The sequence below is a fragment of the Dactylosporangium sp. NPDC006015 genome (assembly GCF_040614215.1).
Classification (GTDB): Bacteria; Actinomycetota; Actinomycetes; order Mycobacteriales; family Micromonosporaceae; genus Dactylosporangium; species Dactylosporangium maewongense.
Window position 1 is genome coordinate 97,957 of sequence record NZ_JBEXUD010000011.1, and the last position, 25,700, is coordinate 123,656.

Annotated in this window: 21 protein-coding genes and 2 pseudogenes; 13 read left to right on the top strand and 10 right to left on the bottom strand. The window is 69.7% G+C overall.

Annotated features, from left to right (window positions below):
- Positions 1-99 precede the first annotated feature (99 nt).
- From ABZ321_RS21390 to ABZ321_RS21400, 3 genes and pseudogenes are all read right to left on the bottom strand, one after another.
- A complete protein-coding gene (locus tag ABZ321_RS21390; RefSeq protein WP_354893687.1) occupies positions 100-279 on the bottom strand; it encodes a hypothetical protein in 180 nt (59 codons plus the stop codon).
- Positions 280-494: 215 nt separating this feature from the next.
- Positions 495-1,661: pseudogene (locus ABZ321_RS21395) on the bottom strand (IS3 family transposase); the annotation flags it as partial.
- A 395-nt stretch (positions 1,662-2,056) separates the two neighbouring features.
- Positions 2,057-3,655 carry an MFS transporter gene (locus tag ABZ321_RS21400; RefSeq protein WP_354893690.1) on the bottom strand — a complete coding sequence of 533 codons (1,599 nt, stop codon included), beginning with the start codon at positions 3,653-3,655 and terminating at the stop codon, positions 2,057-2,059.
- A gap of 56 nt (positions 3,656-3,711) precedes the next feature.
- Between ABZ321_RS21400 and ABZ321_RS21405 the strand changes: the two genes are divergently transcribed.
- Positions 3,712-4,308 (top strand): helix-turn-helix domain-containing protein, encoded by a 597-nt coding sequence (locus ABZ321_RS21405; protein ID WP_354893693.1) that lies wholly within the window; start codon positions 3,712-3,714, stop codon positions 4,306-4,308.
- A 399-nt stretch (positions 4,309-4,707) separates the two neighbouring features.
- Here the strand turns inward: ABZ321_RS21405 and ABZ321_RS21410 are convergent.
- Positions 4,708-4,902 (bottom strand): annotated as a pseudogene (locus tag ABZ321_RS21410) (glycosyltransferase family 2 protein); the annotation flags it as partial.
- A gap of 210 nt (positions 4,903-5,112) precedes the next feature.
- Here ABZ321_RS21410 and ABZ321_RS21415 point away from each other — a divergent pair.
- Genes ABZ321_RS21415 through ABZ321_RS21430 form a run of 4 tightly spaced genes read left to right on the top strand, consistent with a single transcriptional unit; the run spans position 5,113 to position 7,235 of the window.
- Complete coding sequence (locus ABZ321_RS21415; protein ID WP_344513377.1) at positions 5,113-5,601, top strand: SigE family RNA polymerase sigma factor; 489 nt, start codon at positions 5,113-5,115, stop codon at positions 5,599-5,601.
- On the top strand, positions 5,598-6,623 hold the full coding sequence (locus tag ABZ321_RS21420; protein WP_354893697.1) for a hypothetical protein: 1,026 nt from the start codon (positions 5,598-5,600) through the stop codon (positions 6,621-6,623). The genes ABZ321_RS21415 and ABZ321_RS21420 overlap by 4 nt, the downstream gene beginning before the upstream one ends.
- A 60-nt stretch (positions 6,624-6,683) precedes the next feature.
- Positions 6,684-6,809 (top strand): hypothetical protein, encoded by a 126-nt coding sequence (locus ABZ321_RS21425; RefSeq protein ID WP_354893700.1) that lies wholly within the window; start codon positions 6,684-6,686, stop codon positions 6,807-6,809.
- Positions 6,810-6,815: 6 nt separating this feature from the next.
- On the top strand, positions 6,816-7,235 hold the full coding sequence (locus ABZ321_RS21430; RefSeq protein ID WP_354893703.1) for an MFS transporter: 420 nt from the start codon (positions 6,816-6,818) through the stop codon (positions 7,233-7,235).
- Positions 7,236-7,344: 109 nt separating this feature from the next.
- Here the strand turns inward: ABZ321_RS21430 and ABZ321_RS21435 are convergent, their stop codons facing one another.
- The 6 genes from ABZ321_RS21435 to ABZ321_RS21460 are packed head-to-tail and all read right to left on the bottom strand — an operon-like array spanning position 7,345 to position 14,281.
- The gene (locus ABZ321_RS21435) at positions 7,345-9,486 is read right to left on the bottom strand and encodes an alpha-N-acetylglucosaminidase TIM-barrel domain-containing protein (protein WP_354893706.1); all 2,142 of its coding nucleotides are present in this window, start codon (positions 9,484-9,486) and stop codon (positions 7,345-7,347) included.
- 3 nt (positions 9,487-9,489) lie between these two features.
- Positions 9,490-10,791, bottom strand: a complete 1,302-nt coding sequence (locus ABZ321_RS21440) for a Gfo/Idh/MocA family oxidoreductase (RefSeq protein ID WP_354893709.1) — start codon at positions 10,789-10,791, stop codon at positions 9,490-9,492.
- Between the two features lie 56 nt (positions 10,792-10,847).
- Positions 10,848-11,708, bottom strand: a complete 861-nt coding sequence (locus ABZ321_RS21445; protein WP_344513370.1) for a carbohydrate ABC transporter permease — start codon at positions 11,706-11,708, stop codon at positions 10,848-10,850.
- The gene (locus ABZ321_RS21450) at positions 11,705-12,661 is read right to left on the bottom strand and encodes a sugar ABC transporter permease (protein ID WP_344513368.1); all 957 of its coding nucleotides are present in this window, start codon (positions 12,659-12,661) and stop codon (positions 11,705-11,707) included. The genes ABZ321_RS21445 and ABZ321_RS21450 overlap by 4 nt, the downstream gene beginning before the upstream one ends.
- The gene (locus ABZ321_RS21455) at positions 12,658-14,034 is read right to left on the bottom strand and encodes an extracellular solute-binding protein (protein ID WP_344513366.1); all 1,377 of its coding nucleotides are present in this window, start codon (positions 14,032-14,034) and stop codon (positions 12,658-12,660) included. Before ABZ321_RS21455 ends, ABZ321_RS21450 begins: the two co-directional genes overlap by 4 nt.
- Positions 14,035-14,062: 28 nt before the next feature.
- Entirely contained in the window at positions 14,063-14,281 is a 219-nt protein-coding gene (locus tag ABZ321_RS21460) for a hypothetical protein (protein WP_344513364.1), read from the bottom strand.
- A gap of 133 nt (positions 14,282-14,414) precedes the next feature.
- Here ABZ321_RS21460 and ABZ321_RS21465 point away from each other — a divergent pair, with 133 nt between their 5' ends.
- The 8 genes from ABZ321_RS21465 to ABZ321_RS21500 all read left to right on the top strand — a co-directional run bounded on the left by ABZ321_RS21465 (position 14,415) and on the right by ABZ321_RS21500 (position 25,652).
- Entirely contained in the window at positions 14,415-15,434 is a 1,020-nt protein-coding gene (locus tag ABZ321_RS21465) for an Lrp/AsnC family transcriptional regulator (RefSeq protein WP_344513362.1), read from the top strand.
- Between the two features lie 194 nt (positions 15,435-15,628).
- Positions 15,629-16,978 (top strand): alkaline phosphatase family protein, encoded by a 1,350-nt coding sequence (locus ABZ321_RS21470; RefSeq protein WP_344513360.1) that lies wholly within the window; start codon positions 15,629-15,631, stop codon positions 16,976-16,978.
- A gap of 16 nt (positions 16,979-16,994) precedes the next feature.
- Positions 16,995-19,205, top strand: a complete 2,211-nt coding sequence (locus ABZ321_RS21475; protein WP_354893715.1) for a PQQ-binding-like beta-propeller repeat protein — start codon at positions 16,995-16,997, stop codon at positions 19,203-19,205.
- Positions 19,206-20,968: 1,763 nt separating this feature from the next.
- On the top strand, positions 20,969-21,817 hold the full coding sequence (locus tag ABZ321_RS21480; protein WP_354893717.1) for an ABC transporter permease subunit: 849 nt from the start codon (positions 20,969-20,971) through the stop codon (positions 21,815-21,817).
- Positions 21,818-21,934: 117 nt separating this feature from the next.
- Positions 21,935-22,726 (top strand): ABC transporter ATP-binding protein, encoded by a 792-nt coding sequence (locus tag ABZ321_RS21485; RefSeq protein WP_344513355.1) that lies wholly within the window; start codon positions 21,935-21,937, stop codon positions 22,724-22,726.
- Entirely contained in the window at positions 22,726-23,535 is an 810-nt protein-coding gene (locus ABZ321_RS21490; protein WP_344513353.1) for an ABC transporter permease, read from the top strand. The genes ABZ321_RS21485 and ABZ321_RS21490 overlap by 1 nt, the downstream gene beginning before the upstream one ends.
- 51 nt (positions 23,536-23,586) lie before the next feature.
- On the top strand, positions 23,587-24,738 hold the full coding sequence (locus tag ABZ321_RS21495; RefSeq protein ID WP_344513351.1) for an ABC transporter substrate-binding protein: 1,152 nt from the start codon (positions 23,587-23,589) through the stop codon (positions 24,736-24,738).
- Between the two features lie 122 nt (positions 24,739-24,860).
- Positions 24,861-25,652 (top strand): IclR family transcriptional regulator, encoded by a 792-nt coding sequence (locus ABZ321_RS21500; protein WP_354893722.1) that lies wholly within the window; start codon positions 24,861-24,863, stop codon positions 25,650-25,652.
- Positions 25,653-25,700 lie beyond the last annotated feature (48 nt).

Sequence of the window (25,700 nt, forward strand, 5' to 3'; positions counted from 1 at the left end):
CTGCCTCGATCGCCTTGCCGGTGCCCGGCATGCGTCGGTGCAGTTGCAGCAGATGAGTGGCCGGCTTACCCGCGAGCGCAGCAGCGGTGTCCTGCCCCGTTACAGGTCGTACAACAGTCTGCCGGTCAGCGGATCCTGTCCGTAACGTTGGCATAGCTCGGCGAGCACGTCCTCGTACGCGAGGCCGACGTTCATCACCGTGTCGTTGCCGGCGTAGGAGATGACGATCGTGCCGTCGGGGCGGCGGACCAGGCCACAGGAGAAGACGACGTTCGGCATAGCAGCACGGTCCGGTCCGCCAACGCCACCGCGCCGGCGTTGTGCACCGTCACCACCTGCAGGTGTGGCTCCTGCCATACAGCGTTGGACCTGGTGCGCCGTCAAGATCGGGTTGGCCGGATACCGCAGGACGGGCATGTTGGGGCCTTGACCCCTGATCTTGGACACGGGGCTTGCGCGGCTTGGGCAAGCGTAGTCGATGCCGTGCGGGTGTTCTTCTCGTAGTTGATCGGGGACTGTTGTCCGAGCCGGGAGTGGCGCCGGACGGTGTTGTAGCGGTGTAGCCAGCGGAATGCGGTGAGCCGGGCTTCGCGTTCGTCGGTGAACGCGCGGCGACCTTGCAGGGTTTCGCGTTTGAAGGTGGCGTTGAACGATTCGGCGAGGGCGTTGTCGGCGCTGCTGCCGACCTTGCTCATGGACTGGCGGATCCCGGCCGCTGTGCAGGCTTCGGCGAAGGACTTCGACGTGTACTGGGCTCCGTGATCGGTGTGCATGATCGCCCCGTCCAGGCTGCCGCGGGTCCGCTGGGCGGCGTGCAGGGCGTCGACGACGAGGTCGGTTCGCATGTGCTCGGCGATCGCCCACCCGACCAGGCGGCGGGAGTGCAGGTCGATGACGGTGGCCAGGTAGAGGAATCCGCGTTCGCCGACGGGCAGGTAGGTGATGTCGCCGACATAGCGCTGGTTGACCGCACCGGCGGTGAAGTCCCGGCCGATCAGGTCCGGGGCCTTGGCCGCGGCCGGGTCCGCGGTCGTGGTCTGCACCCGCCGTCGCAGCCGCAGCGCTCGGATCCGGTGCCGGCGCATCACCCGGGCGACCTTCTTGTGGTTGACCACCACACCGTCATCGCGGAGTTCGGCGGTGATCCGCGGCGCGCCGTAGGTGCCGTTGTGCGCGGCTTGCACAGCCCGGATCCTCACGGCCAGGACCGCGTCGGCAGCCTCACGCGCGGCCCGGGCCGCGGCGGTGGACCGCCAGTAGTAGAAACTCGACCGGGCCACGCCCAGCAGCTGACACAACCGATTCACGCCGTAGCGCTGCTGGTGGTCGGCGACGAACCGGGGAGCGGTTCACCAGCGCGTCTCCCCGGCGAAATACCGGGCCGCCTTGCGCAGGATGTCGCGCTCCTCCTCCAACTCGCGGATCCGGCGACGCAGGTCGGCGTTCTCTTCCTCGACCGAACCGGCCGGCTGCGACCTTCCCGGTGCGGCCGGACCGACAGCCCCGCCGCGCCGCTGGTCATCGAGCCGAACCCAGCTCCGCAACGTCTCTCGATTGACGCCCAGATCATCGGCGATCTGCGCGATCGTCGCGCCCGGCCGAGACCGGTACAACGCCACCGCATCAGCCTTGAACTCGGGCGGATAGTGCTTGTTCACCATGGTGTTCCAGAACTCCTGATCTCCAGGATCAACAAAGATCCCAGGTTCAAGTGTCCAAGATCAGGGGGTAACTCCCGGCTTTGCCTTGGCCATCTGGGCGATCGCCACTGGCGTGACCGCTCCAGGAAGGGACGCCGTTGAGGGCTCTCCCGATTCATTCCAACCTGATCCCGCGAGCAGCGATGGCACCGCACAGCTGTGGAACCCGCCGACTTGGGAAAGCCGCACGCCGGAAGCAATTTGCCACACCGTCAATCGCGACCTCAGCCAGCAGGAGTGGAACCTGTACTTGCCGTCCCTGCCCTACGAGCGCACATGCGCGGCCAACTGAGCGTCATCGGACCGACCCTTCGGTGCGCCGGCGTCGCGCCATGGGCAACCAGAAGGACCTGCGGTCAGGCTCGCTCATGCGACTGATGTGTGTGCGCCTCCTGCGCCCCGGCGCTTTCCCGACGCCGGGCTGGGATCAGCAGCGCCAGTAGCGCGCTGAGAAGCGCGATGCCGGCTCCGACCCACATGACTGTTTGCACGCCGGACATGAACGCGTGTTCGGTTGCGCGTGTGATCGCGGCCGTGGCGAGATCGTCCGTCTGCGCAGAGTGGTTCAGGTGCGCGTCGAGAGGAGCAATTCCCTGTTCGGCCAGGCCCTTGTGGGCGAGGACTTGATCCGCGACGGCATCGGGGACGCCTGCGCGGTGGAGTTGCGCCGGCAGTGTCCGTGCGACGATCGTGGCGATCACCGTCCCGAACACGGTCGTGCCGAGCACGCCACCGAGTTGGTTCGCGGTGGTCTGCAGGCCTCCCGCGACCCCGCTGTGCTGTACGGGAGCCGTCCCGACGATAGCCTCGGTCCCGGCGACCACAATGATCCCCATGCCCGCCCCAAGCAGGATCAGCCAGGGCCACTGCCGGCTGTACGGGGAGTTCGTGGACAGGCCGGCCAGCCCGAAGAAGCTGGCCGCGAGCAGCGCCATCCCGAGGGCCAGCGGCCAACGCGAACCCAGCCGCTCGGTCAGGCGACCGCCCAGCGGCGAGCTGACCATGAACACCGCCATCAGCGGCAGCAGGCGAACACCCGTCTCCAGCGGCGAGTAGCCGTTCACGTTCTGCATGTACAGGCCGATGGAGAACAGCACTCCGTACAGCGCGATGTTCCCGGTCACGATCAGGAGGACACCCACCGACAAGGCCCGGGAACGAAACAGTGACAGCGGAAGGAGTGGCGCGGGGAAACGGCGCTGTCGAATCACAAACCCTGCGAAGAGGACTGACGCCACGACCACACCCGTCGCCAAGTACCACCACGCACGGCCGGTGCTGGTCAGCGCCCAAACCGACACGAACAACGCCCCGGCCAGCGTACCTGCGCCGACCAGGTCGAACCGATCGGCGCGGCCCGGGGCACGACTCTCGTCGACCCACCGGTGGGCCAGCGCGCCGGCGGCCAGTCCGATTGGGGCGTTGAGCACGAAGATCGCCGGCCAGGACAGGTACTCCACCAACGTTCCACCGACAATCGGGCCGGCGGCAGCGGCGAACGCAGATGCCGCACCCCACGTCCCGATGGCCCGGTTCAACTCGGCCGGCGGGAACGTCGATCGCAGGATCGCGAGGGTGTTCGGCACCAGGCATGCCCCGGCGAGTCCTTGCAGCACACGGAAGGCGATCAGTGCCGAGGTCGACGGTGACAGGGCGCACCCGAGGGACGCGAGCGCGAAACCGGCGACTCCGAGCACGAAGACGCGGCGCCGGCCGAACCTGTCGCCGAGCTTGCCACCGACGATCAACGTCACGGCCAGTGCGAGAAGGTAGCCGTTGGTCACCCACTGCAGACCGGTCATCGACGCGCCGAGGTCGCGGGCGATCGTCGGGTTGGCGATATGCACGACGGTTCCGTCCAGACTGACCATCACCACGCCCAACGCCACCGCGACGAGTGTCATCCGTTGCTTGCGCCTGGACCGGCTGGTGTCTGCTGCGTCGATCCCACTCACACGTCCTCCAAGTGAAACAAGCTGTATCAGTTGGAACACGTTGTACCATTTATCGAGTGGGCGACGCTAGTGACCTCAACGTGACTGAACCCGACCGGCGGTTGGACGCCCGGCGCAACCGGGACGCGGTGATCGCCGCGGCGATCCGGATCCTTGCGACCGACCCGGAGGCGAGCATGCGCCGGATCGCCGAGGAGTCCGGCGTGGCGCGCATTACCGTCTATCGACATTTTCCGACGCGCGAACACCTCATCCAGGTGCTCATCGACTTCGTCGTCGAGGAGGAGAGAGCCGTTGTCGCGACCGCGATCACACCGGACGCCACCGCCGCGGCGGTCTTCGATCGCCTCGGCCCCGGGATCATCCGGGTCGGCGAACGCTACCGGTTTCTCGATAACCGTCCCGACCGGGGCGCCGAGGCGCCGCTGCGCCGCCCCGACGCCAATGAGCCGCTGCTGATGTGGCTGACCGAAGCCGCCGGGAGGGGCGAACTCCGCACCGATCTGTCCCCCGAGTGGATGTACGCGATGATCCATGGGCTCGGTCGCGCCGCCAACGAGGAAGTCCTGGTCGGGCGCAGAACCGCCGATGAAGCCGGTCGATTGCTCTCCCGCACCCTGACGCACGCTTTCGTCGCCCGCCGTGACGGTTGAGCGAAATCCTACTTGTCCAATAGCGCGAGGAGTTCCGGGAGTCCGAGATCGTCCAGGTGCAGCATGTCGGCGTCGCTGAGGTGCGTGGAGTCTGGCTCCGTGTCGTCCGTGAAGGTTCCAGTTGCGTTCGGTGTCGGTGACCGGGAACGGGTCGCCTGACCATGGTTGGTGCAGCGCCGCTGTCCTGGTGAACAGCTGCCCGGGCTTGAGGTGTGGCTCGGCGACCTGCAGTCCCGGCGCGCTGACGCGGCCGGGTGCGGCGCGTTGATCGGGCCGGTCCAGGACCTGGCCGCCATCATCGGGGAGGAGCGCCGGGAAGGAGCCGGGGTGCGGGAGAGGCCCGGGGCGTGGTTGGTGGCGTCGGTTCAGCGGGCCGTCCGCCGATGATAGGCGGCTCAGCTATGCGGCCCAGCACTTGTGTGACGGCTTGCGGACGCGCTTGCGGGAGAGGATCCACAGCGCTTCGACGCCGTCCTTCCAGGTGATCTTCTTGCCTTCTTCGCGGGTGCGGGCGCGGTAGCTGATCGGCACCTCGTAGGGCCGGTGCCGGTTGCGCAGCAGCTTGCCGGTGACCTCGGCCTCCATGCCGAATCCATCGGTCTTGTCGTGGCTGTGCGCTTTGGCGTACTTGGTGCAAAAGTCAGCAGGGCTCTCGTAGAGCATCGGAACCTCCTCCTTGGTCCTGCCTCAAGTTGGACCGTTGACGCTGACGGGCGAGGGTCGGCCGTAGGCCGTGATGATTCCGCCTTGTCGTGCAACACGGGTGGCGCGCAGCTTCGTGTTAGGGGTGAGCAGGGAGGCGAGTTGACATTCGAGGAGTACGTGGCGGCGCGGTTGCCGGCGCTGCTGCGGCAGGCGACGGTGCTGGCCGGCGATCCGCACGTGGCTGAGGATGTCGTCCAGGACGTCCTCATCAAGGCGCAGCCGAAGTGGGCGCGGATCTGCGAGTTGGACGCACCGGACGCGTACCTGCGCAAGATGATCGTGAATGAGCTGCTGTCCGCCCGGCGGCGGGTAGCTGCCGCCCTCCGCCGGGAACGGGCCCAATGGCCGGCACCGGCCCAGAATGACGTCGACGTGATCGTGCTGCGTGAGGCGATCCTGCAGGTGATCCGTACCCTCCCGGTCCGTCAGCGCCTCGTGATCGCGCTGCGCTTCTACGAGGACATGTCCGACGCCGACATTGCCGCGTTACTGGACTGCACCGAGGGGACGGTGCGTAGTCAAGCGTCGCGTGCGCTGGCCAAACTGCGTGAGATGGCGGCGACGCAACCAGTACTGGAGGACCAATGATCGACGCCGATGCCATCCGAAGCGCCTTCGCCGCCCTCGCCGACGAGGCCCCACCACCGGAGCGGATCCACGCTTCGCTGGCCGTCCGCGCGCGCCGGCACCGCCAGCGCCGGCTGGTCCTGCGGCTCGCCGGCGCCGGTACGGTCGCGGCCGCCACCGGCGTCGCGGCGGCTGGAGTGTGGCGCTTCACCCGGCCGCCGGAGTCGAGGTTTCCGGTGCTGTACGCCGGTCCCGGCGGCGGCTGGCTGGAGGTTCCCCTGCGCTTCCGTCCGACATGGCTGCCCCGTGGGTACGGCGAAGGGCAACGTGGCGTCGTCGTGGATGGGACGCAGGCACCCGTGGTCTCGCGGGGCTGGCAGACAGGCGACATGAGCCAGGGGATCTCGTTGATGGTCGGCTGGCACTCATCGCTCGATCCCGACCGGCCGAACGGTCCACTGACAACGATCGACGTCAATGGAGTGTCGGGTCGGCTCGTCCAGGTCGGCGATCAGACTCTCGGCACGTTCCTCACCTGGCAGCCGCCTGGCCAGCCGCAGCTGTTGATCAGCGTACACACCGATGATGGCGCGGACGCCCAACAGAACCTGGCCGTCCGGGTCGCGCGCTCACTGCGGCCGGATCCGGGAGTCACCTCGGTCGGCCCGCGCTTCGGCTGGCTGCCGCTCGACCTTGCTGCCGCGCCCTGGCGGCTGGCACACGGATTTGCAGGCACCGACTGGGTCCAGGATGTGAGGATGAGCGGCACCGGCGGACGGCAGCTCATCATCAGCATGGGGACCAGCGCCGAGATGCGCCTGGCGAACACGTTCACCAGCGAACCGGTCCGCATCCGCGACTGGAGCGGCTGGCAGGTGCCGGCGATGGGACAGCTCTTCCTGGTGCTGCCCGACGGCATCGAGGTGTCCGCCCAACTCGACGATGGACCCGGCGGCGAACAGGTCATGCCCACCCTGATCCGGATCATCGAGGAGTTTGAATTCGGACCATGGCCGGACATGAGCTGGATCGGTGGACGTTGAGGTTCAGGCCCGACCACCCGGCGGGCACGTGGCCCTACCGGAAACACGTCCGCGAACCGCATGGCCGCGGCCTTGGCCCAGGTGGAGAGCGGCGTACCGCTGATGCTCCGCACCGAACTGGCCGGCTCGACCGCGCTGGTCGGCGGTCTCTACGCCGTCGCCACGGCCGTGGTCCTGATCGGGTAGTTGCCGGTGTCGCGCTGGGTGGAGCGGGCGCACAAGACGCGGGCCCTGATCGCCATGGGGAAGGTGCGGGCGGTGGCCTGGCTGGTGGGCTACACCGCCGGAGCGCTCACCGGCGGCCCCCGGGTCGCGCTCCTGGTGGTCATGATGGTCACGTTCGCGCTGGGGGAGTGCGCGTACAGCCCGGCGTTCTACACCATCGTCGAGCGGATCGCGCCGAAGGGCACGCTCGGCCGCTCGTCCGGCGCGGCGTGGGCGGTGTTCCAGGTCGGCAACACCATCGGCCCGTCGATCGCGGTGTTCCTGGTCGGCGGTGACGTGCCGTTCTGGCTCGTACTGGCGACGGCCGCGGTGGCCGCCGCGGCGCTGGTGCTGATCGTCGACCGGCGGATGCACGCGGCACCCGAGCCGGCGCTCGCCGCGCGGTGACGCCGGCCGCCCGGCCGAGCCCGTTCCTGACGCTGCCGGGGGAGACACATCGTGGCCGCGCGACACGCCGTGCGCAGCCACGATGTGCTCCCTCGAGCACCGTCGCGGGTCAGTAACCGAGCCGGTCGAGGATCCGGGCCGCCACCTCGAGGGTGTCCCCCTCCGGTACGGCGGAATAGCCCCCGACCGCCCTGCGCCAGGCCTCCTCGTGCGCGACGACGCGGGCCCGCAGGTCGTCGACGTCCGGCGATTCCCCCGCCGTCGCCGCCCGCGCCAACCAGGTCGCCCACAACTCCCACCGAGGCAGGTAGTAGTCCCGGATCAGCCCGGCCCAGTGGCGTCCGGAGTAGTCGTGCAGCCCGCTCGTCTGGTGCCCCCAGACGGAGACGAGGCTTCGAGCGTCCCGCTCCATGACGTCGGCCTCGGCCGGCGACCCGCCCCACGCGCGGGCGTCGGCGATCCACCGGCCGACGCGCGAGTCCGAGCGGGTGCCGGCGAGTTCGTCGAGGTCGAGCAGGTCCACCCGGAACCGGGCCAGGTGCTCGAGGATCCCGTCCCGGTCGCCCTTCGCGAAGGCCGCCATCATGCCGCGGATGTGCACCCGGCACCCCTGCGCCACCACATGACCGACCAGATCGGCGACGTCCCGCTCCAGCGGTTCCCGAGCCCCCGCGTCCGCCGCCCGCCGCAGGAGCAGCCGCGTGGCGGCGGCGATCCGCGGCAGGGCGCCGAGCACCATCGGGTCGTTCTCGGCGTCGATGTTCGCCGACTGCCGCTGCGGCTCCGCTTCCCGCGGGACGAACTCCCCGGCCAGACGCTGCGCGGCGAAGGGCGTTCCGGTCGACCACGGCCGGGCGATGACCGGCGACGGGATCGACCGGGTGCGGCCCGGCCCGTAGAGCGTGTCCGCCAGCAGCCGCCAGGCCTCGACGACATCGTCGTGCCCGGAAACGTAGCGCTGCCGCGCGAACGAGTCCAGCCACTCGTCGACCTCCGCGGTGCCCCAGGCGAGGTCGGTGGCCAGCTCGTAGAAGACGGTGTTGTTCTCGATCGCCTCCGGCGCGAGGCCGATCCCGGTGAGCCGGGCCGGCCGGGTGCGCCGCAGTTCCTCGACATCGCGGCGCAGGCCACGCAGGTCGCCGAAGAGCGCGAAGCGACCGCCGAAGTTGTGCACCGCGCACCACACCCAACGCCGCTCGAACATGCCGTCTCGGCGCCACATGGGTGCGTGCTCACCCCACAGGTCGAGCAGGACGAGCCGCTCCTCCGGCACGCCGGCGAGGTACGCGCGGACCCGCTCCGGGCGCCAGAAGTCGCGGTGGTAGTGGAACGGCCAGCCGGCGAGCACCCAGGTCGCCGCCGGGTCGTTGTCGGCCATCGCCCGGTAGACGGCCCGGCCCGCGGACTCCAGGTAGTCGGGGTCACCGGACGGCGGCACCGACTCGATGTACGGATCGACGGCGTAGTGGTGGTCGGTGCCGAACAGCTCCCGTTGGACGCTCATGAACTGCGCGGCCAGCGAGCGGTACCGCTCGCTGCCGGGGCCGAGGATCCGGGTGCGCCAGCCCTGCCACTCGAGCTCGCCGTCCGACGGGCCGGCCAGTTCCGGCGGTACATGTCCGCCGAACATCGGCAGGACCGGCGTCATGCCCAGCGAGCGCTGCCGTTCGAGGATCCGCTGCGCCAGCTCGACGTGCCGGCTGACCCAGGTCGACGGCAGCGGCCCGCCGAACGAGTTGGTGTTGCCCATCCACGTCCACGGGAAGTGCGCCGCGCTGCCGATCCACTCGTCGATCCGGGCCTGGTCGAGCCCGGCCCGCCGGAACATCTCCGCCAGCACCGCCTCGTGCCCCACCTGCATGAGCGGGTGGGTGACACCGTGCAGCGCCATCCAGTCGATCTCCCGCTCCCAGCGGTCCCAGTCCCAGAACGCCGAGGAGTAGCCGTAGGTCACCGCGTTGAGGTAGTAGCGGATCGGGAACGGGCTCGCCAGCCGGGTCCGCGGGGCCGCGGGCCATGACTCCAGCGGCGGCTGGAGCCTCGGCTGGTCCCAGGTCACCTGGCGGCCGGTGACCGCCTTCAGGTACTGAGCGAACGCGGACGCCGCGGCGACGGGGTCCGAGCCGCGCAGGGTCAGTACGCCGTCACGGCACTCGTACTCGCCGGCGGCGGCGTCAGCGCCCGCCGGAATCGTCTCGACCCGCACGTCGCCGCCGGCCACGCGGGCCGCAAGGGCTCGAACCGTATCCAACGCTCACACCTCCTCGAGGGTGCGGTTCAGCCGGGATCGCTCGGCGGCGAAGGCGACGAAGTGGCTCTCCATGCTCTCCTCCAGCGAGGTCGGGGCCGCCCCGACGTCCGCACCGGCGAGCCGTCCCCGGACCCGTCCGGTGAAGTCGCTCATCAGCCCGGCGTCCCCGCCGCCGTGTCCGGTGAAGGCCTCGATGACCTCGTCGACGATGCCGGGCGATCCGGCACCGACCTCCAGCGTCGAGTCGGGTCGTTGCCCGTCCACGTGGGGTGGCGCCTCCAGGAAGGGCGTGACCGTGATCCGCCCGGAGCGCATGTCGGCGCTGATCTGCCCGTGGCTGCCCATCATGACGAGCGTCCGGGTGTTCTCGGCGGTGAACGCGGAGACCACCAGCGACGCGGTGACGCCGTTACCGAACCGCAGTGCGGTCGTCTGGTGGTCGACGACGTCGTTGTCCATCCGGTAGACGCACCGTCCGTAGTCGGTCAGTCGCAGGGCACGCTGGCGGCCTGCCGGACTCGTGTCGTTCGTGACGACGGTGACCGGCGGGCCGTTGATGCCGGCGAGTTGCTCGACGTAGAGGCGTTCGGCGTTGTACGGGCAGGTGTCGGCGACGGCGCAGCCGTCGACGCAGCGCTCCGTCGACCCCTTCGGCGCGCGTTCGACCCGGAAGTGACGGCGTTCGCCGAACGAGGCGACCGCGGTGATCGGTGCCCCGACCAGCCACCGGAGGATGTCGATGTCGTGGCACGCCTTGGCTAGCAGCATCGGGCTCGACCTGTCCGCGCGGTGCCAGTTGCCGCGGACGTAGCTGTGCGCGAAGTGCCAGTAGGCGATGTTCTCGACGTGGGAGATGCCCTGGAGTTCGCCGATCCGGCCTTCGTCGAGCAGGCGGCGCAGGGTGCGGAAGAACGGGGTGTAGCGGAGCACGTGGGCGACGGTGACCGTGCCGGGGCTGCCGTCGGCGGCGGCCGTCAGTCTCCGCAACTCCTCGGGCGTCGGCGCGATGGGCTTCTCGAGCAGGACGTGGTAACCCAGTTCGAGGGCCCGCAGGGTGGGATCGACGTGATCGCGGTCCGGGGTCGCGACGATGACCGCGTCCCATGGGCCGGGTGTCGCCAGCGCCTGGCGCCAGTCGGTGTACCGCTGGGTGGCCGGAACGGCATGGGCGTCGCCCACGCGGTCGCGGCGCTCCGCGTCGGGGTCGGCGACCGCGACGACCCGGCCCTCGTCCGGGTGCTCCAGGCACCACTGGGCGTACGCGTGCGCGCCGCGACCTCCCGCACCGAGCACGAGGAGTCGCACTGGACCTGTTCCCGATGACACGGGGGCCGTCACGTCGATCATCAACCTTTCTGGGTTCATCGGTCCGCTCCCGAGGTCAGGCCGGCGACGATGTAGCGCTGAGCGAGGAAGAAGATGGCGATGACCGGTGCGGTCACCGCGATGGAACCGGCCAGGAGCACGGTCACCGGCACCTGCTGGTCGGTGAGCTGGGCGAGACCGAGCGGTGCCGTCCACAGCGAACGGTCCTGGACCAGGAAGAGCAACGCGTAGAAGTACTCGTTCCACGCGATCATGAAGACGTAGATGGCGGTCGCCATGACACCGGGCAGCGCGATCGGCAGGACGACCTTGCGCAGCATCGTCGGCAACGAGCACCCGTCGAGCAGGGCCGCCTCCTCGACGCTCTCCGGCAGGGCGAGGAAGTAGTTGCGCATCATGTACAGCGCGACCGGGATCGTGGCGGCGACGTAGATGATGAGCAGTCCGTACAGCGATCCGGTCAGGCCCATCCGGCTCAGGATGACGAACTCCGGCACCGCGATCACGATGCCTGGGAACAGGTACACGGCGAGGATGATCGCGCTCGTGAACCGGCGCCCCCGGTACCGCAGGCGCGCCACCGCGTACGCCCCGAAGACGCACCCGATGATCGACAGTACGACGGCGGCGACGGCGACCAGCAACGAGTTGATCACGAACCGGCCGAGCCCGAAGCCTCCCGCCGACGGGTCCTTCATGGCTGTGGTGTAGCTGGACAGGTCGATCTCGGACAGCCCGGGCACGACGTCGAGCGGGTCCAGCAGCACGGCGGAGTACGGGCGCAGTGAGAGCAGCACGCCGTAGAGCACCGGCCCGACGCTGCACATGAGCGCGACGATGATGAACGCCCACCGCAGGGCGGCGACCGGGCGGGAGGAGCGCATCGGTGAACTCACATCGTCTCCTTCCGCCTGGAGAGCAGCACGTATCCGGCGAGCAGCACGCAGAGGATCACCGACATCAACATTCCGTAGGCGGCGGCGCCACCGATGTCGGCCCGGTTGATCAGCTGGGTGTAGACCTTGATCGCCATGACCTGAGTGCCCCCCGCGCCCCCGGTCAGCAGGTAGATGTCGTTGAAGCTCTGGAACGACCAGATGAACCGCAGCAGTACCAGGAGCAGGACCACTCCCCGCAGTTGCGGAAGGACGATGTGGCGCAGGCTCTGCCAGCCGGACGCGCCGTCCAGCGCCCCCGCCTCCTCGATCGCACCGGGAACGCTCTGCAGGCGGGCGGTGACGAAGAGGAAGGCGAGCGGGAACGACTTCCAGACCTCGAAGCAGACGACGACCAGCAGGGACACCGGCACCGGCAGGCCCGCCAGGTCCATCGAGGTGGTGCTGAGAAAGCCGATCGGAGTGTCCCAGCCGAGGTACTCCTGACCGAACGCGTTGACGATGCCGTACTGCGGGTTGAGCATCGTCCGCCAGATCATCGCCGAAGCGATGACCGGCAGCACGTACGGGATCAGCAGCAGTACCCGGACCAGGCCCCGACCCCGGAAGGGGCGGCGCAGGGCAAAGGCGAGGGCGAGGCCGACGCCGACGGCCCCGATCGTGGTCAGCGCCGAGTAGGCGATGGTGGTCCACAGCGCGCCCCAGAACGCGTCCGACCCCATGGCGTCCCGGTAGTTGTCGAGGGTCCACTCGACGGAGGATGGCGACAACCGCGGGATGTCGATCAGCCGTATGTCGGAGAACGAGAAGACCACGGACAGGACGAACGGGATCAGGATGACCAGGGTGATCAGCACCAGCGACGGGCCGGTGAGTAACTGGCCGTTGAGGTTCTCCCGCTGGGCACGGCTGAGCCGTTCCCAGCGGGAGACCCGGGTCGTCGGAGTACTCACAGTTCCGCTTGGATCTTCTTGACCCGCTCGGCCATGTCCTTGGTCACCTGCGCGGGCGGCGTGCCGTTGTAGAGACGGTCGAGGAATTCCGCGAGCGCCCCCTGCGAGGTGACCGCGCCCGCGAGGGCCGAGTCTTTCGTCCCCATGCCCCACAGGTGCACGGCGTTGATGCCGTCACGGATCGCGGTGACCATCTCCGGGCCGTACAGCTCGGTGACGGAGCTCTTCCGCTCGGGCCCGATGCCGAGCTTGGCCCACGCCTCGATGTAGGCGTTCGGCTCGCTCGACGTCCCGTTGCGCAGCGGGATCCGCCCCTCGGTCGCCGAGGCGAGCGTGTCCTTGTAGCCCTCGTCCAGCACGTACTTGATGAACGACTTCGCCTCGTTGGTGTGGGCACCCCGCGGGATGCCGTAGCCGAGCGTCGCGCCGTACTGCGCCGGGTGGTCGCGGTCCAGCACAGTGATGAAGCCGGAGTTCTTCGCGAGGAACGCCGGGTCGTCCTTGCACTGCGGGCAGGTCGCCGGGTTCGCCTTGTCCAGGCCGGCCAGCTCGTCGAGGATGTGGGTGGAGAAGAGCAGCATCGAGGACTTCCCGGCGAGGTAGGCCGCTCGCGCGCTGGTCACGTCGAAGTCTCCCTGCACGCTCGAGTCGCGCAGCACCTTGAACAGTTCGGCCGCCCGGGTGCACTCCGGCGAGTCGATCGCGACCTTGCCGTCCTTCACGAGTTCACACCCGGCGCTCTGCCAGATCGAGTAGACGGCCTCGGTGCCCGAGGGGGTGCTGGACTGCGTGCCGAGGGCGATGCCGGTCACCCCGGTCTTCTTCATCTCGGTGGCGGCCTTCGCCAGTTCCTCGAGATTGGTGGGCGCCGCGACCCCGGCGGCCTGGAACAGATCCTTGCGGTAGACCAGCAGGTGCACCCAGCCGTCGCTCGGCACCGCGCCGAGCTCGCCGTCCTGGCTGAACGACTGCAGGGCGTTCTTGTTGAACGTGCCGGCACCGAGGTCGTCGACGACCTGCTTGGCGGCCTTCGTGTCCAGCAGCCCCTGCGACCGCCAGTTGGCCGTCGTCGCGGCGCTGTGCAGCATGACGTCGGGTACCTTCCCGGACGCCGCGCCCGTCACCAGCGCCTGCCGCTGGTCGGCCTCGCTCAGCGGGACGACCTTCACGGCGATGCCGGTCTTCTCCTTGAACTTGGCCGCGATCGCCTCCTGCGCCGCGACCCGGTCCGGGGTCGTCTGCGGCGTCCAGAAGGTGATCTCGTCGGCCTTCTTCGACTCTGGATCAGCGGACCCGCCGCAGGCGGCGAGTAAGGTGAGCGCGGCCGTAGCGGCAGCTGCCGCCACGGTCCAGCGCCTGATCGCGTGGGCCATGTTCGATATCTCCTCGATCTGTTCGTACTCAGTGCCGCTCGATGACGCCGCGCATGACGTTGCCGACCGAGGTCGACGGCGGCTGCGCGCCGAGCAGGGGGCTGATGGTGGCGGCCACGTCCACGAGGCCGGCGTCGCACAGCGGGGCACCAGCCCGGATCCCGGCGCCGGAGGGCACCGGCGGGACCTGCGCCTCGGCCGGCCCGCCGGGTGCGGCACTCGGGACGTCGTCACGGACCCGGCCCATCGTTCCGCCTCCCTCCATATAGCGGGATCGTGAGCGACAGTCTGCGAATCTACGAGGAAGACTGTCAACAACGAGGGCTGAAGTGCAAGAATCCAGCATGCAACGCCACCTGTCTGATGGGAACAGCGGATCCTTGGACGAACTCGACCGGCGGGTCATCGGCGCGCTGCTCGCCCATCCCCGCGCCACTCACGCGCAGATCAGCGAGGCGGTCTTCACCTCCGAGGCGACCGTCTCCCGGCGGGTTCCCCGGCTGCTGCGCAGCGGCGCGGTGCGGGTCATCGGGGTCATGGACAACGAGACGACCCGCCGGGCACGATCGCTCTTCGTCCGGCTGCGCTGCCGCCCGGACGCCGCCAACCGGTCGGCCGATCATCTGGCCCGGTGGCAGGAGAGCGGGTCGGTCAAGCTGGTCACCGGCAGCGTCGACTGCGTGGCCGAGGTGTCCTATGCCTCCAACGAGCACCTGCTCCAGGTGATGTTCGAGCAGTTGCCCGGCCTCGACGGCGTCCTCGCCGTCTGGAGCAACCAGGTGATCCGCAGGTTCTCCACGCCGCACAACTGGAACCCGAGCCTCCTGCCGGCGGACGTGGTCGACCGGCTGCGGTCGCAACGGATCGACCGGTGGGACGAGCAGGCGCCCGTCGACGCTCCGCCGCGGCTGAGCCCGCTCGACGAGATGATCATCGCCAGCCTCGCGGTGGACGGCCGCCTGGGTTGGCAGCCGCTGGCCGATCGGTGCGGCGCGACGCCGGCCACCGTCCGGCGGCGCACCGAGGCGATGATGGCGGCCGGCCTGCTGCGAATGCGGACCGTCGTCGAGCCCAGCGTTGTCGGGCTTCCGGTGAACGCGTTCATCTCACTCAACGTCAACCCGACGCAACTCGGCCAGGCGGGTGCACTGCTCGCCGCCCATCCCGCCGTGCTCATGATCGCCGCGACCACCGGCGACCGGAACCTCTGCGGCGAGGTCGCGCTGGAGAGCGACCGGGCGCTGTACGACTTCCTGTCCGCCACCATCGGTCAGCTGCCCGGCCTCCAGCACGCCGACGTGGCGATCGCACTGCGTTCCGTCAAGCGGGCGGGGAAGGTCCTGCCGCCGATCTCGATCGACGGTGCGCTCGGGCGCGATCCGGCGGATGCGGACCTCTAGGCCGTCAGGAATGGAGCCGGTGGCATCACGCGCGTGACGGGGGGCGGAGTGTCCGCGGGATGGCCGATAACCAGCATGAGAGCGCTCTCGGTCGTGGGATTCTTGCGCTGCATTGCCAATCGTTGACAGTCTGCATCGCCCGTGTCGAGACTCCTGGCAATTCTCGACAGTCTCGTCACCGAGGAGAGGGCATCATGATCCACCGGACCAAACCACTGTTTGCGACCGCCGCCCTACATAGAGTTCGAGCCCGGTCGCGTGCCGTCGGCCTGCTCGCGTCCAGCCTCTGCCTTGCGCTCGCCGGCAGCCTCAGCCCGTCGCCGGCCTTCGCCGCCGGCCCGGCGGCCGGAGCCCACCGACCGGCGCCGTCCGACCACATCGTGCTGCTCGCGTTGGACGGCTTCGACGTCGAATACCTCGACAAAGTCCCGATGCCGAACCTCCAGCACCTGCTGACCCGGGGCACCCTCACCACCTCCACCGGCGTGATGCCCTCCATCACCAACCCGTCGTGGTCGTCCATCGCGACCGGCGCCTGGCCGGAGGCGCACCAGAACACGGCCTACTGGTACAACCCCGCGACGGGGGTGGCCGTCGGCCAGCAGCGGGACCTGGCCGTGCCGACCATCGCGCAGGCGATCCGTGCGCAGGGCGGCACGGTGCTGTCCTCGCAGTGGTTCGTCGTCCAGAACTACGGCACGGCGTTCGGCGACCCCGACGGCATTTACACCCAGCCGGGCGGGGACTGCCCCCGTCGGGTCGACGACGCCGTCGCGGTGCTCGGCGGCAAGCCGGTGAGCAGCGGCGGAAAGCTGGTCACCGCACCGAAGATTCCCGACCTGATCGCGGTCTACTGCGACGTGCTCGACGCGCTCGGGCACGCCGACGGCGACATCGCCCCCGGCATCCCGGACGCCCTGCGGCAGATCGACGCGCAGATCGGCCGGCTGGTGGATGCCGTCAAGGACGCCGACATCTACGGTCGTACGACGTTCGTCATCACCGGTGACCACGGCATGTCCACGTTCACCCAGGGCACCGACACCGCGATGCTCGCCGCCATCGCCGGCGCGGGCTACAAGGCACAGATCCTCAACGCCGGCCAGTCGCCGGCCGCTGACACGGATGCGGTGATCGTCATCGGTGGCGTCGGCAGCCTCCACCTGGTCGGGGACGCCGCCAACGACCCGGCCGCCGCCGAGCGGATCAAGGCCGCGCTCCTCACCCTCCCGCACGTGCGCGCGGTGTACGGCAAGGACGCGCAGCGCGCCATGCACATGAGCCCCAAGTTCGGCGAGCTGGTCATCGAGCCGGAGTCCGGATGGTCGCTGGGCGCGACACCGGCCGGGCCGCGCGGAGTGCACGGCCTGACCGAGACGCTCTCCGTGCCACTGGTGCTCGCCGGCGCCGGCGTGCGGCCGAACACGCCGCCCCAGTCGCCCCGGCACGTCGACCTCGCCCCGACGATGGCGGCCCTGCTCGGTATCGAACCGCCGTCCGGCAGCCAGGGGCGCGTCCTGACAGAGTCGATCCGTGTCAAGTGAGCGGAAGGACCACACCGTGACGTCCCAGCCGGCCTCCCCGCACGTACAGTTCCCGGTGGATCGGCGCCGCCTGCTCACCCTCGGAGCCGGTGCGCTCGTCGGAGCGGCCACCGGCGTCATCGCGAGCGGCTCGCCGGGCACCGCGGCACCGCCGGCACCGTCCGGTTTCGCGCTCCTCGGCGACACCCAGATCGACGTCTCCCTGCCTGAGCGCACCGAGTGGGTGGGCTGGGTGTACCAGCAGATCGCCGCAGCGGACCCGCAGCTCGTCTGCCACGTCGGGGACATCGTCGAGCACGGTTCGGCGGAGGAGTACGACACGTACCTGTCGACCGTCCCGGTCGCCCTGCGGCCGCGAATCCGGTACGTGCCGGGCAACCACGACTGGCGGTGGGACAGTACCGCCGGCGAGCGCTACGGCGCGCTCTTCGGACCCCGCCGCTACTCCTTCGACTTCGCCGGAATGCACTTCGTCGCCCTGGACCCCAGCCACCTGCTGCAGGAACCGGGCGGGTTCGGCGAGTCGGGCATCAGCTGGCTCACCCGGGACCTGGACCGGGTGCGGCCGGGTGTGCCGATCATTCTGCTCTGCCACTTCCCGTTCGGCGGCGACAACTACTACGTCAGCGACCAGGAACGACTGCTGGAGCTGCTGGACCGCTACAACGTGCGGGCGATCTTCGCCGGGCACATCCACACCGAGGAGGTGCAGCGGTTCAACGGCCTGACCCAGCTGGCCGTCGACGACACCCGTGGTACGCCGATCTACTACTGGGTGGAGCGGGTGGTCAGCACGGCGGGCCCGATGCTGACGGTGACCGCCGTGCAGCGAGGCGCCGACGGCGCCCCGGTGTCGCGGCCGGTGCTGGAGATCCCGCTCGCCGGCCCCCGCACGGCGGTCGAGGAACGACCGCAGTCGGTGCGGCTCGCCCAGTCCGGTGCCGCGCTGGCGGTGTCGGTGCGCCTCAACCCTCATGCCCGCGCGGCCAGCGTGCAGGCACAGCTGTTTCCCCAGCACACGTACGGGCTGAAGGACGCCGGCCAGTGGCGTGACCTGCCCGGGGACGCCTCCGGCCGCGGCTATGCCGGCACCCTGGACATCGCCGCGCTACCACCCGGCGAGCACCGGATGACGGTCCGGGTCACCAACCCGGAGGGCGCCTGGTACGAGCAGAACCGCACCTTCACCCTGCCCGACGCCGACCGGAGGCTGCGCTGGCACGAACAGCTCGGCGCCCCGGTGCAGGCCGGGCTGGCGGCCGGCGACGGCCTGCTGGTCGCCGCGACGGTCGACGGCACCGTGATCGGGGCGCGGCCCAGCCGTGCCAAGCTGGGGCGCCGCTGGCAGACCCGGATCGGGCCGGTGCACGGCCGGCCGGCGTTCGCACCCGACGGCCGAACCGTCTACCTGCCGTCGGATGATCACCACTTGTACGCGCTCGACCCGGCCAGCGGCAGAACGCGGTTCATGTACGACGCGGGAGCCCCGGTGCTCGGCAGTCCGCTCGTGACCACGATCGGCGGCCGCCACGTGGTGATCTTCGGCGCGGGCGAGGCACGGCACGCCATCGACGCGGCGACAGGCGCCCCGGTGTGGACCGTGTCCGGACAGGGCATGTTCACGGGGCGCGCGGCGAGCGACGGCACCCGGGTGTACGCGGGTGGCGGCCTCGGCTACGCGTACGCGCACGACGCCCGCACCGGTGCGGTGCTGTGGGAGTCCTCCACCAACACCCGCACCACCGCCTACAGCCGCCTCATCTACGGCCCCTGGGCAGACACCCTGATGGTCCTGCCCAACGGCCTGGTCCTGGTGTCCACAGTGGCCAACGCGTTCGCGCTGGACCCCGCCACCGGCGAACAGCGCTGGTCGCGGGCCGGCTCGTTCATCTATGCCCCGAAGGCGCAACTCGCCGGCGGTGACCTGCTGATGTTCGACGACGGGGCGCGCACCGCCGCCCGGGTGGACCCGTCCACCGGCCAGGCGCGGTGGACCGCGGACCTGGTCGCCCGCCCGGTCAACACCGGCGCGGCGGTGCACAACGGCGTCGCCTGGGTGCCCGGCACGACGGGACTGCTGGTCGGCGTCGACGTGGCCAACGGGGCGATCCGGGCCCGCCTGCAACTGACCACCACGGCGTACTGCTACAGCCCGCCGGTGGTGGTCGACGGAACGCTGCTCGTCGGTGACCAGGACGGCCAGTTGTACGGCGTCGCCGTGGACTGAAACGACCCGAGTGGCTCCCCGCATCCAGGCGCGGGGAGCCGCTCGCTCCGTCAGGTACCTGGAGCCGGGACAACCGCTGGCGAGGACGTGCGATGGACGATGTGGCGATCAGGGACCTGCTGGCCGCCCGGTGGACAGACGGCGCGCGGTGCTACCGGAATGCGGGCCAGTGCTCCGGCCTTCAGGCCGGGGGTGAAGGCCCGCGCTGGGAGGGCCGCCAGGCCCGAGCAGTGCCTTAGCCGGGACGGTTCTTCTGTTATAAAATCATCCTTCTTGAAGAAGATGAAAATGCGATGCGAGTGCGACTGGCCAGACTGTCGGACCTGCGCCCCAAGCAGGAGATGTACACCCATTCGGCGTGCTTGAAAGAACGGCTTCCCGGCGGTTTCGATGTCTGGTGGGAGTAGGAATACATCCACCAATGAAGGATTGCTCCGGGGAGGCCCAGTGGCTGGGCTTCCCGGACGTCGAGTCCCTGAGAAGGTGCTTGAGATGGGTGTCGCACGGCGTGTCCGGCTGGTTGACGGTTCTGCCGGGGACGCCCCCTGTCGGGTGCGGTTCGCCGATGTCGGACGCCGCTGCGGGATGCCGCTGAACTGGCGTGACACCTGCAGCGGGGGGCGGATCTCCACCGACTGGCTTTGTTCGCATCGAGGGTTCAGGGGTTCGAGTCCCCTGAACCGGAGGTAGTGCTCCGCCGCTCGGGCGCTTCACCGCGAGCACTCAGGGTTACCTGGACGGTCGAGTCGGCTTCATGGCGAGCACCGCGATTGTTGCGACTGCCTCATGCGTGTCTGCCCACACGAAGTCGATGGTCTCGAGTAACGCGTAGTCCACCGACTTGTAATCGGAAGGTTGGGGGGTTCGACCCCATCACCGACCCGGGCACTACCTCCGAATGGGTGGTGTCCAGCGGGGCTCACGCCGACCTGGACCGGTGTGCCGCCGGGCTGGAGCCTGCTGGCCAACCCGGCCACCGCGCAATGGGTGCACGCTGACGACGAAGGCAGCCAGGTCGTGCTCCAGGGGGCCTCCGGGCAGACGGCGATGTTCACCCGCACGGCGCCGGGCTACTACCAGGCGCCGCCGGCGTGACAACCGCCTCGCCGACATCCGCGACGCGCTCGCAGACGCCGCTGTCGCCGTCGGCACCCCGGCCGGCACCGCTGTCGCCTGCCCGGCCGGCAGCACCGGACTGTCGGTGACCCCGGTCGACACGCAGATCTGCTACGACAGCACCGGGCGCGTCGCCACGGTCATCCAACCGGCAGCCCGGGGGAGGACGTGGCCCCATCGCCCCATCGCCCCACCGGCCGGCCCGCGGCGCCCCCACACCGGCCGGCCCGCGACCCCGTCGCACTGACCTCGGTGGCCCCAAAGGTGCCCCGGCCGAAGAACGGCACCCCCTCGGCCGATCCCCGGCCCAGCCGAACGGCCGACGCGAAACACGTCCGCACCAGGCGGAAACTCGCAGGTCACCCACGGTAGGAAGGTCCGCCGAAGCGCGTGAGATCCGCGTTGCCGGATGCATTGACGTGGCCTGAGTCACGGCTCTATCGTGAACCACCAGTTCACTCAGTGATCCGATCCAACGGTTCACTGAGTGAAACACTACCGCCGGACGACGGCTCCCGAGAGGTTTCGGAGAGTGCCTGCACATGACCGCGACAAAGATCGTTCCGCCGCCGCCGTCGGCCGAGACGGGGCGCGCCCAGCGCGGGCGGCAGCAGCTGGCGCAGGGTCGGTCCCTTCGCGGACCTAACGTGAAGAAGCACGTCATCAACATCGTCGGCTCGATCGGCGTCCTCGCGGTGCTGGCCGGGCTCTGGGAGGGTTACAAGGCGCTGGGCCAGGCGTTCGACGACGTCATTCCCGGCACCCGGATCGGCTTCCCGGTGGCCACCGACGACCTGTCGATGCCCCACCTCTCGGCGATCGTGGGCTCGCTGGTCGAGCCGGCCCGCCGCGGCGACCCGACGACCCTGGCCGCATACCTGATCGGCGAGACGACGGTGACGCTGCGCGAGGCCCTCTACGGCCTCGTCGCCGGCTCCGTGCTCGGCCTGCTGCTGGCGATCGTGTTCCTCAACGTCGTCCCGGTCAGCAAGGGCCTGATGCCGTGGCTGGTGGCCTCCCAGACGGTGCCGCTGGTGGCCATCGCCCCGATGATCGTGATCTGGGGCGGCAAGGCCGGCGCCCCGCCATGGATCGCCGTCACCGGCATCGCCGCCTACCTGGCCTTCTTCCCGGTCACCATCAACACCCTGCGCGGGCTGAAGTCGCCGCAGAAGGTGCACCTGGAGCTCATGCACAGCGTCGGGGCCAAGCGCCGCCAGGTGCTGTGGTGGCTGCGCATCCCAGCGTCGCTGCCGTTCGTGTTCTCCGGGCTCCGGCTGGCAGCCACGGCGAGCGTCGTGGGCGCCATCGTCGGCGAGCTGTCCGCCGGCACCGGCCGCGGCATCGGCCGGTCGATCCTGACCTTCGCCTACTACTACTCGAACGGCCCCGAGAAGCTCTACGCCGCTGTCCTCGTCTCGGCGGTCGCCGGCATCGTCTTCGTGCAGCTGCTGGGCCTGATCGAGCGCTTCGCGCTGCGACACCGCCATGCGTGAGCACAAGCAGAAGCCTTTGGCTCGGACCGCCTCACCTGCGGATCGTTTCTCCCGCCAGACATCCCGACGCCCGTGGGGCAAGACCGCACCGAACCTCACAATTGCCTGGAGTAGCTGATGACTGAGCCCGCCATCATCTCCGTCCGCGGAGTCAACAAAGAGTTCAACAGCGGCGGCAAGCGCTCGGTGACCGCGCTTCAGAACATCGACCTGACGATCGAGCGCGGCGAGTTCGTGTCGCTGCTCGGCCCGAGCGGCTGCGGCAAGAGCACCCTGCTGCGCGTGCTGGCCGACCTCACCGAGCCGACCAGCGGCACGGTGACGCTCAACGGCAAGACGCCCCGCGCCGCGCGGACCGACCGTGATTACGGGATGGTCTTCCAGCAGGCCGGCCTGTTCGACTGGCGCAGCGTCCAGCGCAACGTGGAGCTGCCGCTACAGGTCGCCGGGGCCGGCAAGCAGGCCCGCCGGGCGAAGGCGCAGGAGATGCTGGAGCTCGTCCGGCTCTCCGAGTTCGCCAAGCACTTCCCGTGGCAGCTCTCCGGCGGCATGCAGCAGCGGGTGGCGATCGCCCGCGCGCTCTCCGCCGACCCCGCGATCCTGTTCATGGACGAGCCGCTGGGCGCGCTGGACGAGATGAACCGGGAGCGGCTGCAGGGCGAGCTGCTGCGGATCTGGGCCGACACCCGGACCACGGTCGTGTTCGTCACGCACAGCATCTCCGAGGCGGTCTTCCTCTCCTCGCGGATCGTCGTCATGTCGGCCCGCCCGGGCCGGATCGCCGCGAGCATCGACGTGGACCTGCCGTACCCGAGGACCTCGGCCACCCGTAGCACCGAAGCGTTCTTCGCCAAGGTGACCGAGGCCCGCACGGCCCTGCACAGCGAGCTCGCTGAGCAGGCTGCCTGATGGCCGTCACCCAGGCCGTCCAGCCGTCCCGGCTGCGGGCCCAGCTCGGCCGCGTCCTACCGGTCGTCGTCACCGCCCTGGTGATTCTCGGCGCGTGGCAGCTCGCCGTCATCGTGTTCGACGTCCCGTCGTTCATCCTCCCGACGCCGACCGCGATCCTGTCCGCGTTCGCCGGCCAGTTCGGCACGATCATGTCGGCCTCCCGGATCACCGTCGAGGCGGTCCTGCTCGGCCTGCTCATGGGCGTGGTCTGGGGCGTCGTGCTGGCGCTGGTGCTGAGCCGGTTCCCGAGCATGTCCGGGCCCGTGCTCACCGTGGCCGTCATCATCAACTGCGCTCCGATCGTGGCCCTGGCCCCGATCTTCAACAACTGGTTCGGCGTCACCAGCCTGGTCTCCAAGGCCGGCGTCGCCGCCGTGATGGTGTTCTTCCCCGTTCTGGTCAACACGACCCGGGGCCTGCTCCAGGTCTCACCCCTGCACCTGGAGCTCATGCAGTCGCTGGCGGCCAAGCCCCGGCACGTGGCGCTGATGCTGCGACTGCCCAACGCGCTGCCCTTCCTGTTCAACGCGTTGAAGCTCGGCTCCACCCTCGCCGTCATCGGCGTGATCGTGACCGAGTACTTCGGCGGCCCGAGCAACGCACTCGGCGTCTACATCGCCTCGCAGGCGTCGCTGCCCCGGTTCGACTACGCCTGGGCCGGAATCCTCGTGGCGAGCGTGCTCGGCCTGGCCATGTTCGGCGTCGTCTCGCTGCTGGAGCGCCTCCTCATGCCCTGGCACTCCTCGCTGCACGACGAGAACCCGTAGGCGCCACACCCCCTCAGAAGCCCCCAAACTCTTCTCTGCTTTGGAGTCACCATGTTCCTTCGTAGACGGCCGGGCCGGTTGGCAGCCGGTCTGAGCGCCCTCACCGCCACCGCGCTGCTCGCGACCGGCTGTGGCGGCATGTCCGACAGCGGCACGCAGGCCGCGTCCGACGCCGGCAAGGACTGCCAGTCGAAGACCAAGGTCCGCGTCGTGCTCCAGTGGGTCGCCCAGGCCCAGTTCGCCGGCTACTACGCGGCGAAGGACAAGGGCTTCTACGACGCGGCGTGCCTGGACGTGACCATCCAGGAGGGCGGCGTCAACATCGTCCCCCAGCAGGTCCTCTCCTCCGGCAATGCCGAGTTCGCGGTCAGCCACGTCACCAAGACGATGGCGACCCGCGAGCAGGGCGCCGACCTCGTCAACATCGGCCAGGTCTTCCAGCGCGGCGCGTACCTGCAGGTCGCCTGGGCCGACTCGGGCATCAAGACCCTCGCCGACCTCAAGGGCAAGAAGACCGGCAGCTGGGGCTACGGCAACGAGCTGGTGCAGTACGCGGCGATGCGCGGCGCGGGCGTCGAGCCGACCAAGGACACCCAGATCATCCAGCAGCCGTTCGACATGTCGCTGCTGCTCAAGCGCGAGGTCGACAGCGCACAGGCGAAGACGTACAACGAGTACGCCCAGCTGCTGGAGACCAAGAACCCGAAGACCGGCAAGCTGTACCAGCAGTCGGACTTCACCGCGATCAGCCTGCAGGACGCCGGCTACACCAGCCTCGAGGACGGCATCTACAGCCGCGGGGACTGGCTCAAGGACCAGGCCAACCAGGACACCGCGGTGAAGTTCCTCAAGGCGTCGTACCAGGGCTGGGCCGCCTGCCGCGACGACCTCAAGGGCTGCGTCGACATCGTGCTCAACCACGGCAGCGCGCTGGGCGCCGGTCACCAGACCTGGATGCTCACCGAGGTCAACAAGCTGGTCTGGCCGTCGCCGAACGGCATCGGGGCGATGGACCAGAAGTCGTGGGACTCCACCATCGACATCGCGATCAAGGGCGGCGTGCTCAAGAACAAGCCGGACAGCAGCGCGTTCCGCACCGACCTGTCCGACAAGGCCCGCGAGGAGCTCAAGGCGGCCGGCGCGGACGTCGTGGGCAGCTCCTACAAGCCCGAGACGCCGACGATCACCGAGGGCGGCAAGTAGCCGCGGGGGTGCCGGACGGGGGTACGGCCTCGTCCGGCACCGTGGCGGCCCGCCGCGCCTGCCAGGATGGCATCGAAAAGAATTGCCGCTGACGATGGCATGCGGATAACGGGAGGAACTCGATGGCATCTGGTGAAGCCGGCCTGGTCCGGCGCACCATCTGGCTGCTGCGCGCGGTGGCCGCCCACCCCGAGGGCGTCGGCCTCAGCGAGGTCGCGCGCGAGGCGGGCATTCCGAAGGCGACCTGCTACCGGGTGCTGACCGTGCTGGAGCGGGAGAGCTGGCTGACCCTCGACCCGGTGACACGGCGCTACCGCGTCTCCCTCGGCCTGCTGTCCATCGTGGGCGGCCTGCTCGACGGCGGCGGTGCCTATGGCCACATGCGTGACGTCCTGCGCGGCCTGGCGGAGGAGACCCGGGAGACGGCGGGCTTCGACGTCCTGCTCGCCCCGAAGGTGATGGTCGTGGCCCAGGTGCCGGGACCCTCGCTCATCGGCCAGACCCTCAAGCCCGTGCCGCGGACGCAGCCCGTGTGGGCCACGTCCACCGGCAAGGTGCTGCTGGCCGCGCTCGACCCGGCCGAGGTCCGCGCCGACTTCGCCGAGGAGTTCGCCGCGTCCGCGCCGCCGGAGGTCGGCGACCTGGACTCGTTCATGGGCTCGCTGGCGGCGGTCCGCGCCCGCGGGTTCGCGTTCGCCTACGACGAGCTCGAGGTCGGCGCGGCCTCCGTGGCGGCGCCGGTGCGAATCCGGGGCACCACGCCGTACGCGGTCTGGATCGGCGGCCCCACCTACCGGCTCACCCGCGAACGGATCGACGAGGTGGCGGAGTCGGTCATGAAGGCCGCCCGGCAACTCAGCGAGCTGCTCAGCAATACCGACATCGAGCTGCCCAGTGGGCTAGGCCGGCTGTAACGCCGGCGATGGACCGGACCGGGGACGACCGGCCGGTGGAGGAGGAAG

What these genes read in the sequence shown, in the direction of transcription:
- ABZ321_RS21495 (WP_344513351.1), top strand. Translation starts at nt 23,587, where the DNA reads ATGTTCCTTCGTAGACGGCCGGGCCGGTTGGCAGCCGGTCTGAGCGCC.
- ABZ321_RS21420 (WP_354893697.1), top strand. Translation starts at nt 5,598, where the DNA reads ATGATCGACGCCGATGCCATCCGAAGCGCCTTCGCCGCCCTCGCCGAC.
- ABZ321_RS21425 (WP_354893700.1), top strand. Translation starts at nt 6,684, where the DNA reads ATGGCCGCGGCCTTGGCCCAGGTGGAGAGCGGCGTACCGCTGATGCTC.
- ABZ321_RS21500 (WP_354893722.1), top strand. Translation starts at nt 24,861, where the DNA reads ATGGCATCTGGTGAAGCCGGCCTGGTCCGGCGCACCATCTGGCTGCTG.
- ABZ321_RS21485 (WP_344513355.1), top strand. Translation starts at nt 21,935, where the DNA reads ATGACTGAGCCCGCCATCATCTCCGTCCGCGGAGTCAACAAAGAGTTC.
- ABZ321_RS21460 (WP_344513364.1), bottom strand. Translation starts at nt 14,281, where the DNA reads ATGGGCCGGGTCCGTGACGACGTCCCGAGTGCCGCACCCGGCGGGCCG.
- ABZ321_RS21455 (WP_344513366.1), bottom strand. Translation starts at nt 14,034, where the DNA reads ATGGCCCACGCGATCAGGCGCTGGACCGTGGCGGCAGCTGCCGCTACG.
- ABZ321_RS21490 (WP_344513353.1), top strand. Translation starts at nt 22,726, where the DNA reads ATGGCCGTCACCCAGGCCGTCCAGCCGTCCCGGCTGCGGGCCCAGCTC.
- ABZ321_RS21390 (WP_354893687.1), bottom strand. Translation starts at nt 279, where the DNA reads ATGCCGAACGTCGTCTTCTCCTGTGGCCTGGTCCGCCGCCCCGACGGC.
- ABZ321_RS21470 (WP_344513360.1), top strand. Translation starts at nt 15,629, where the DNA reads ATGATCCACCGGACCAAACCACTGTTTGCGACCGCCGCCCTACATAGA.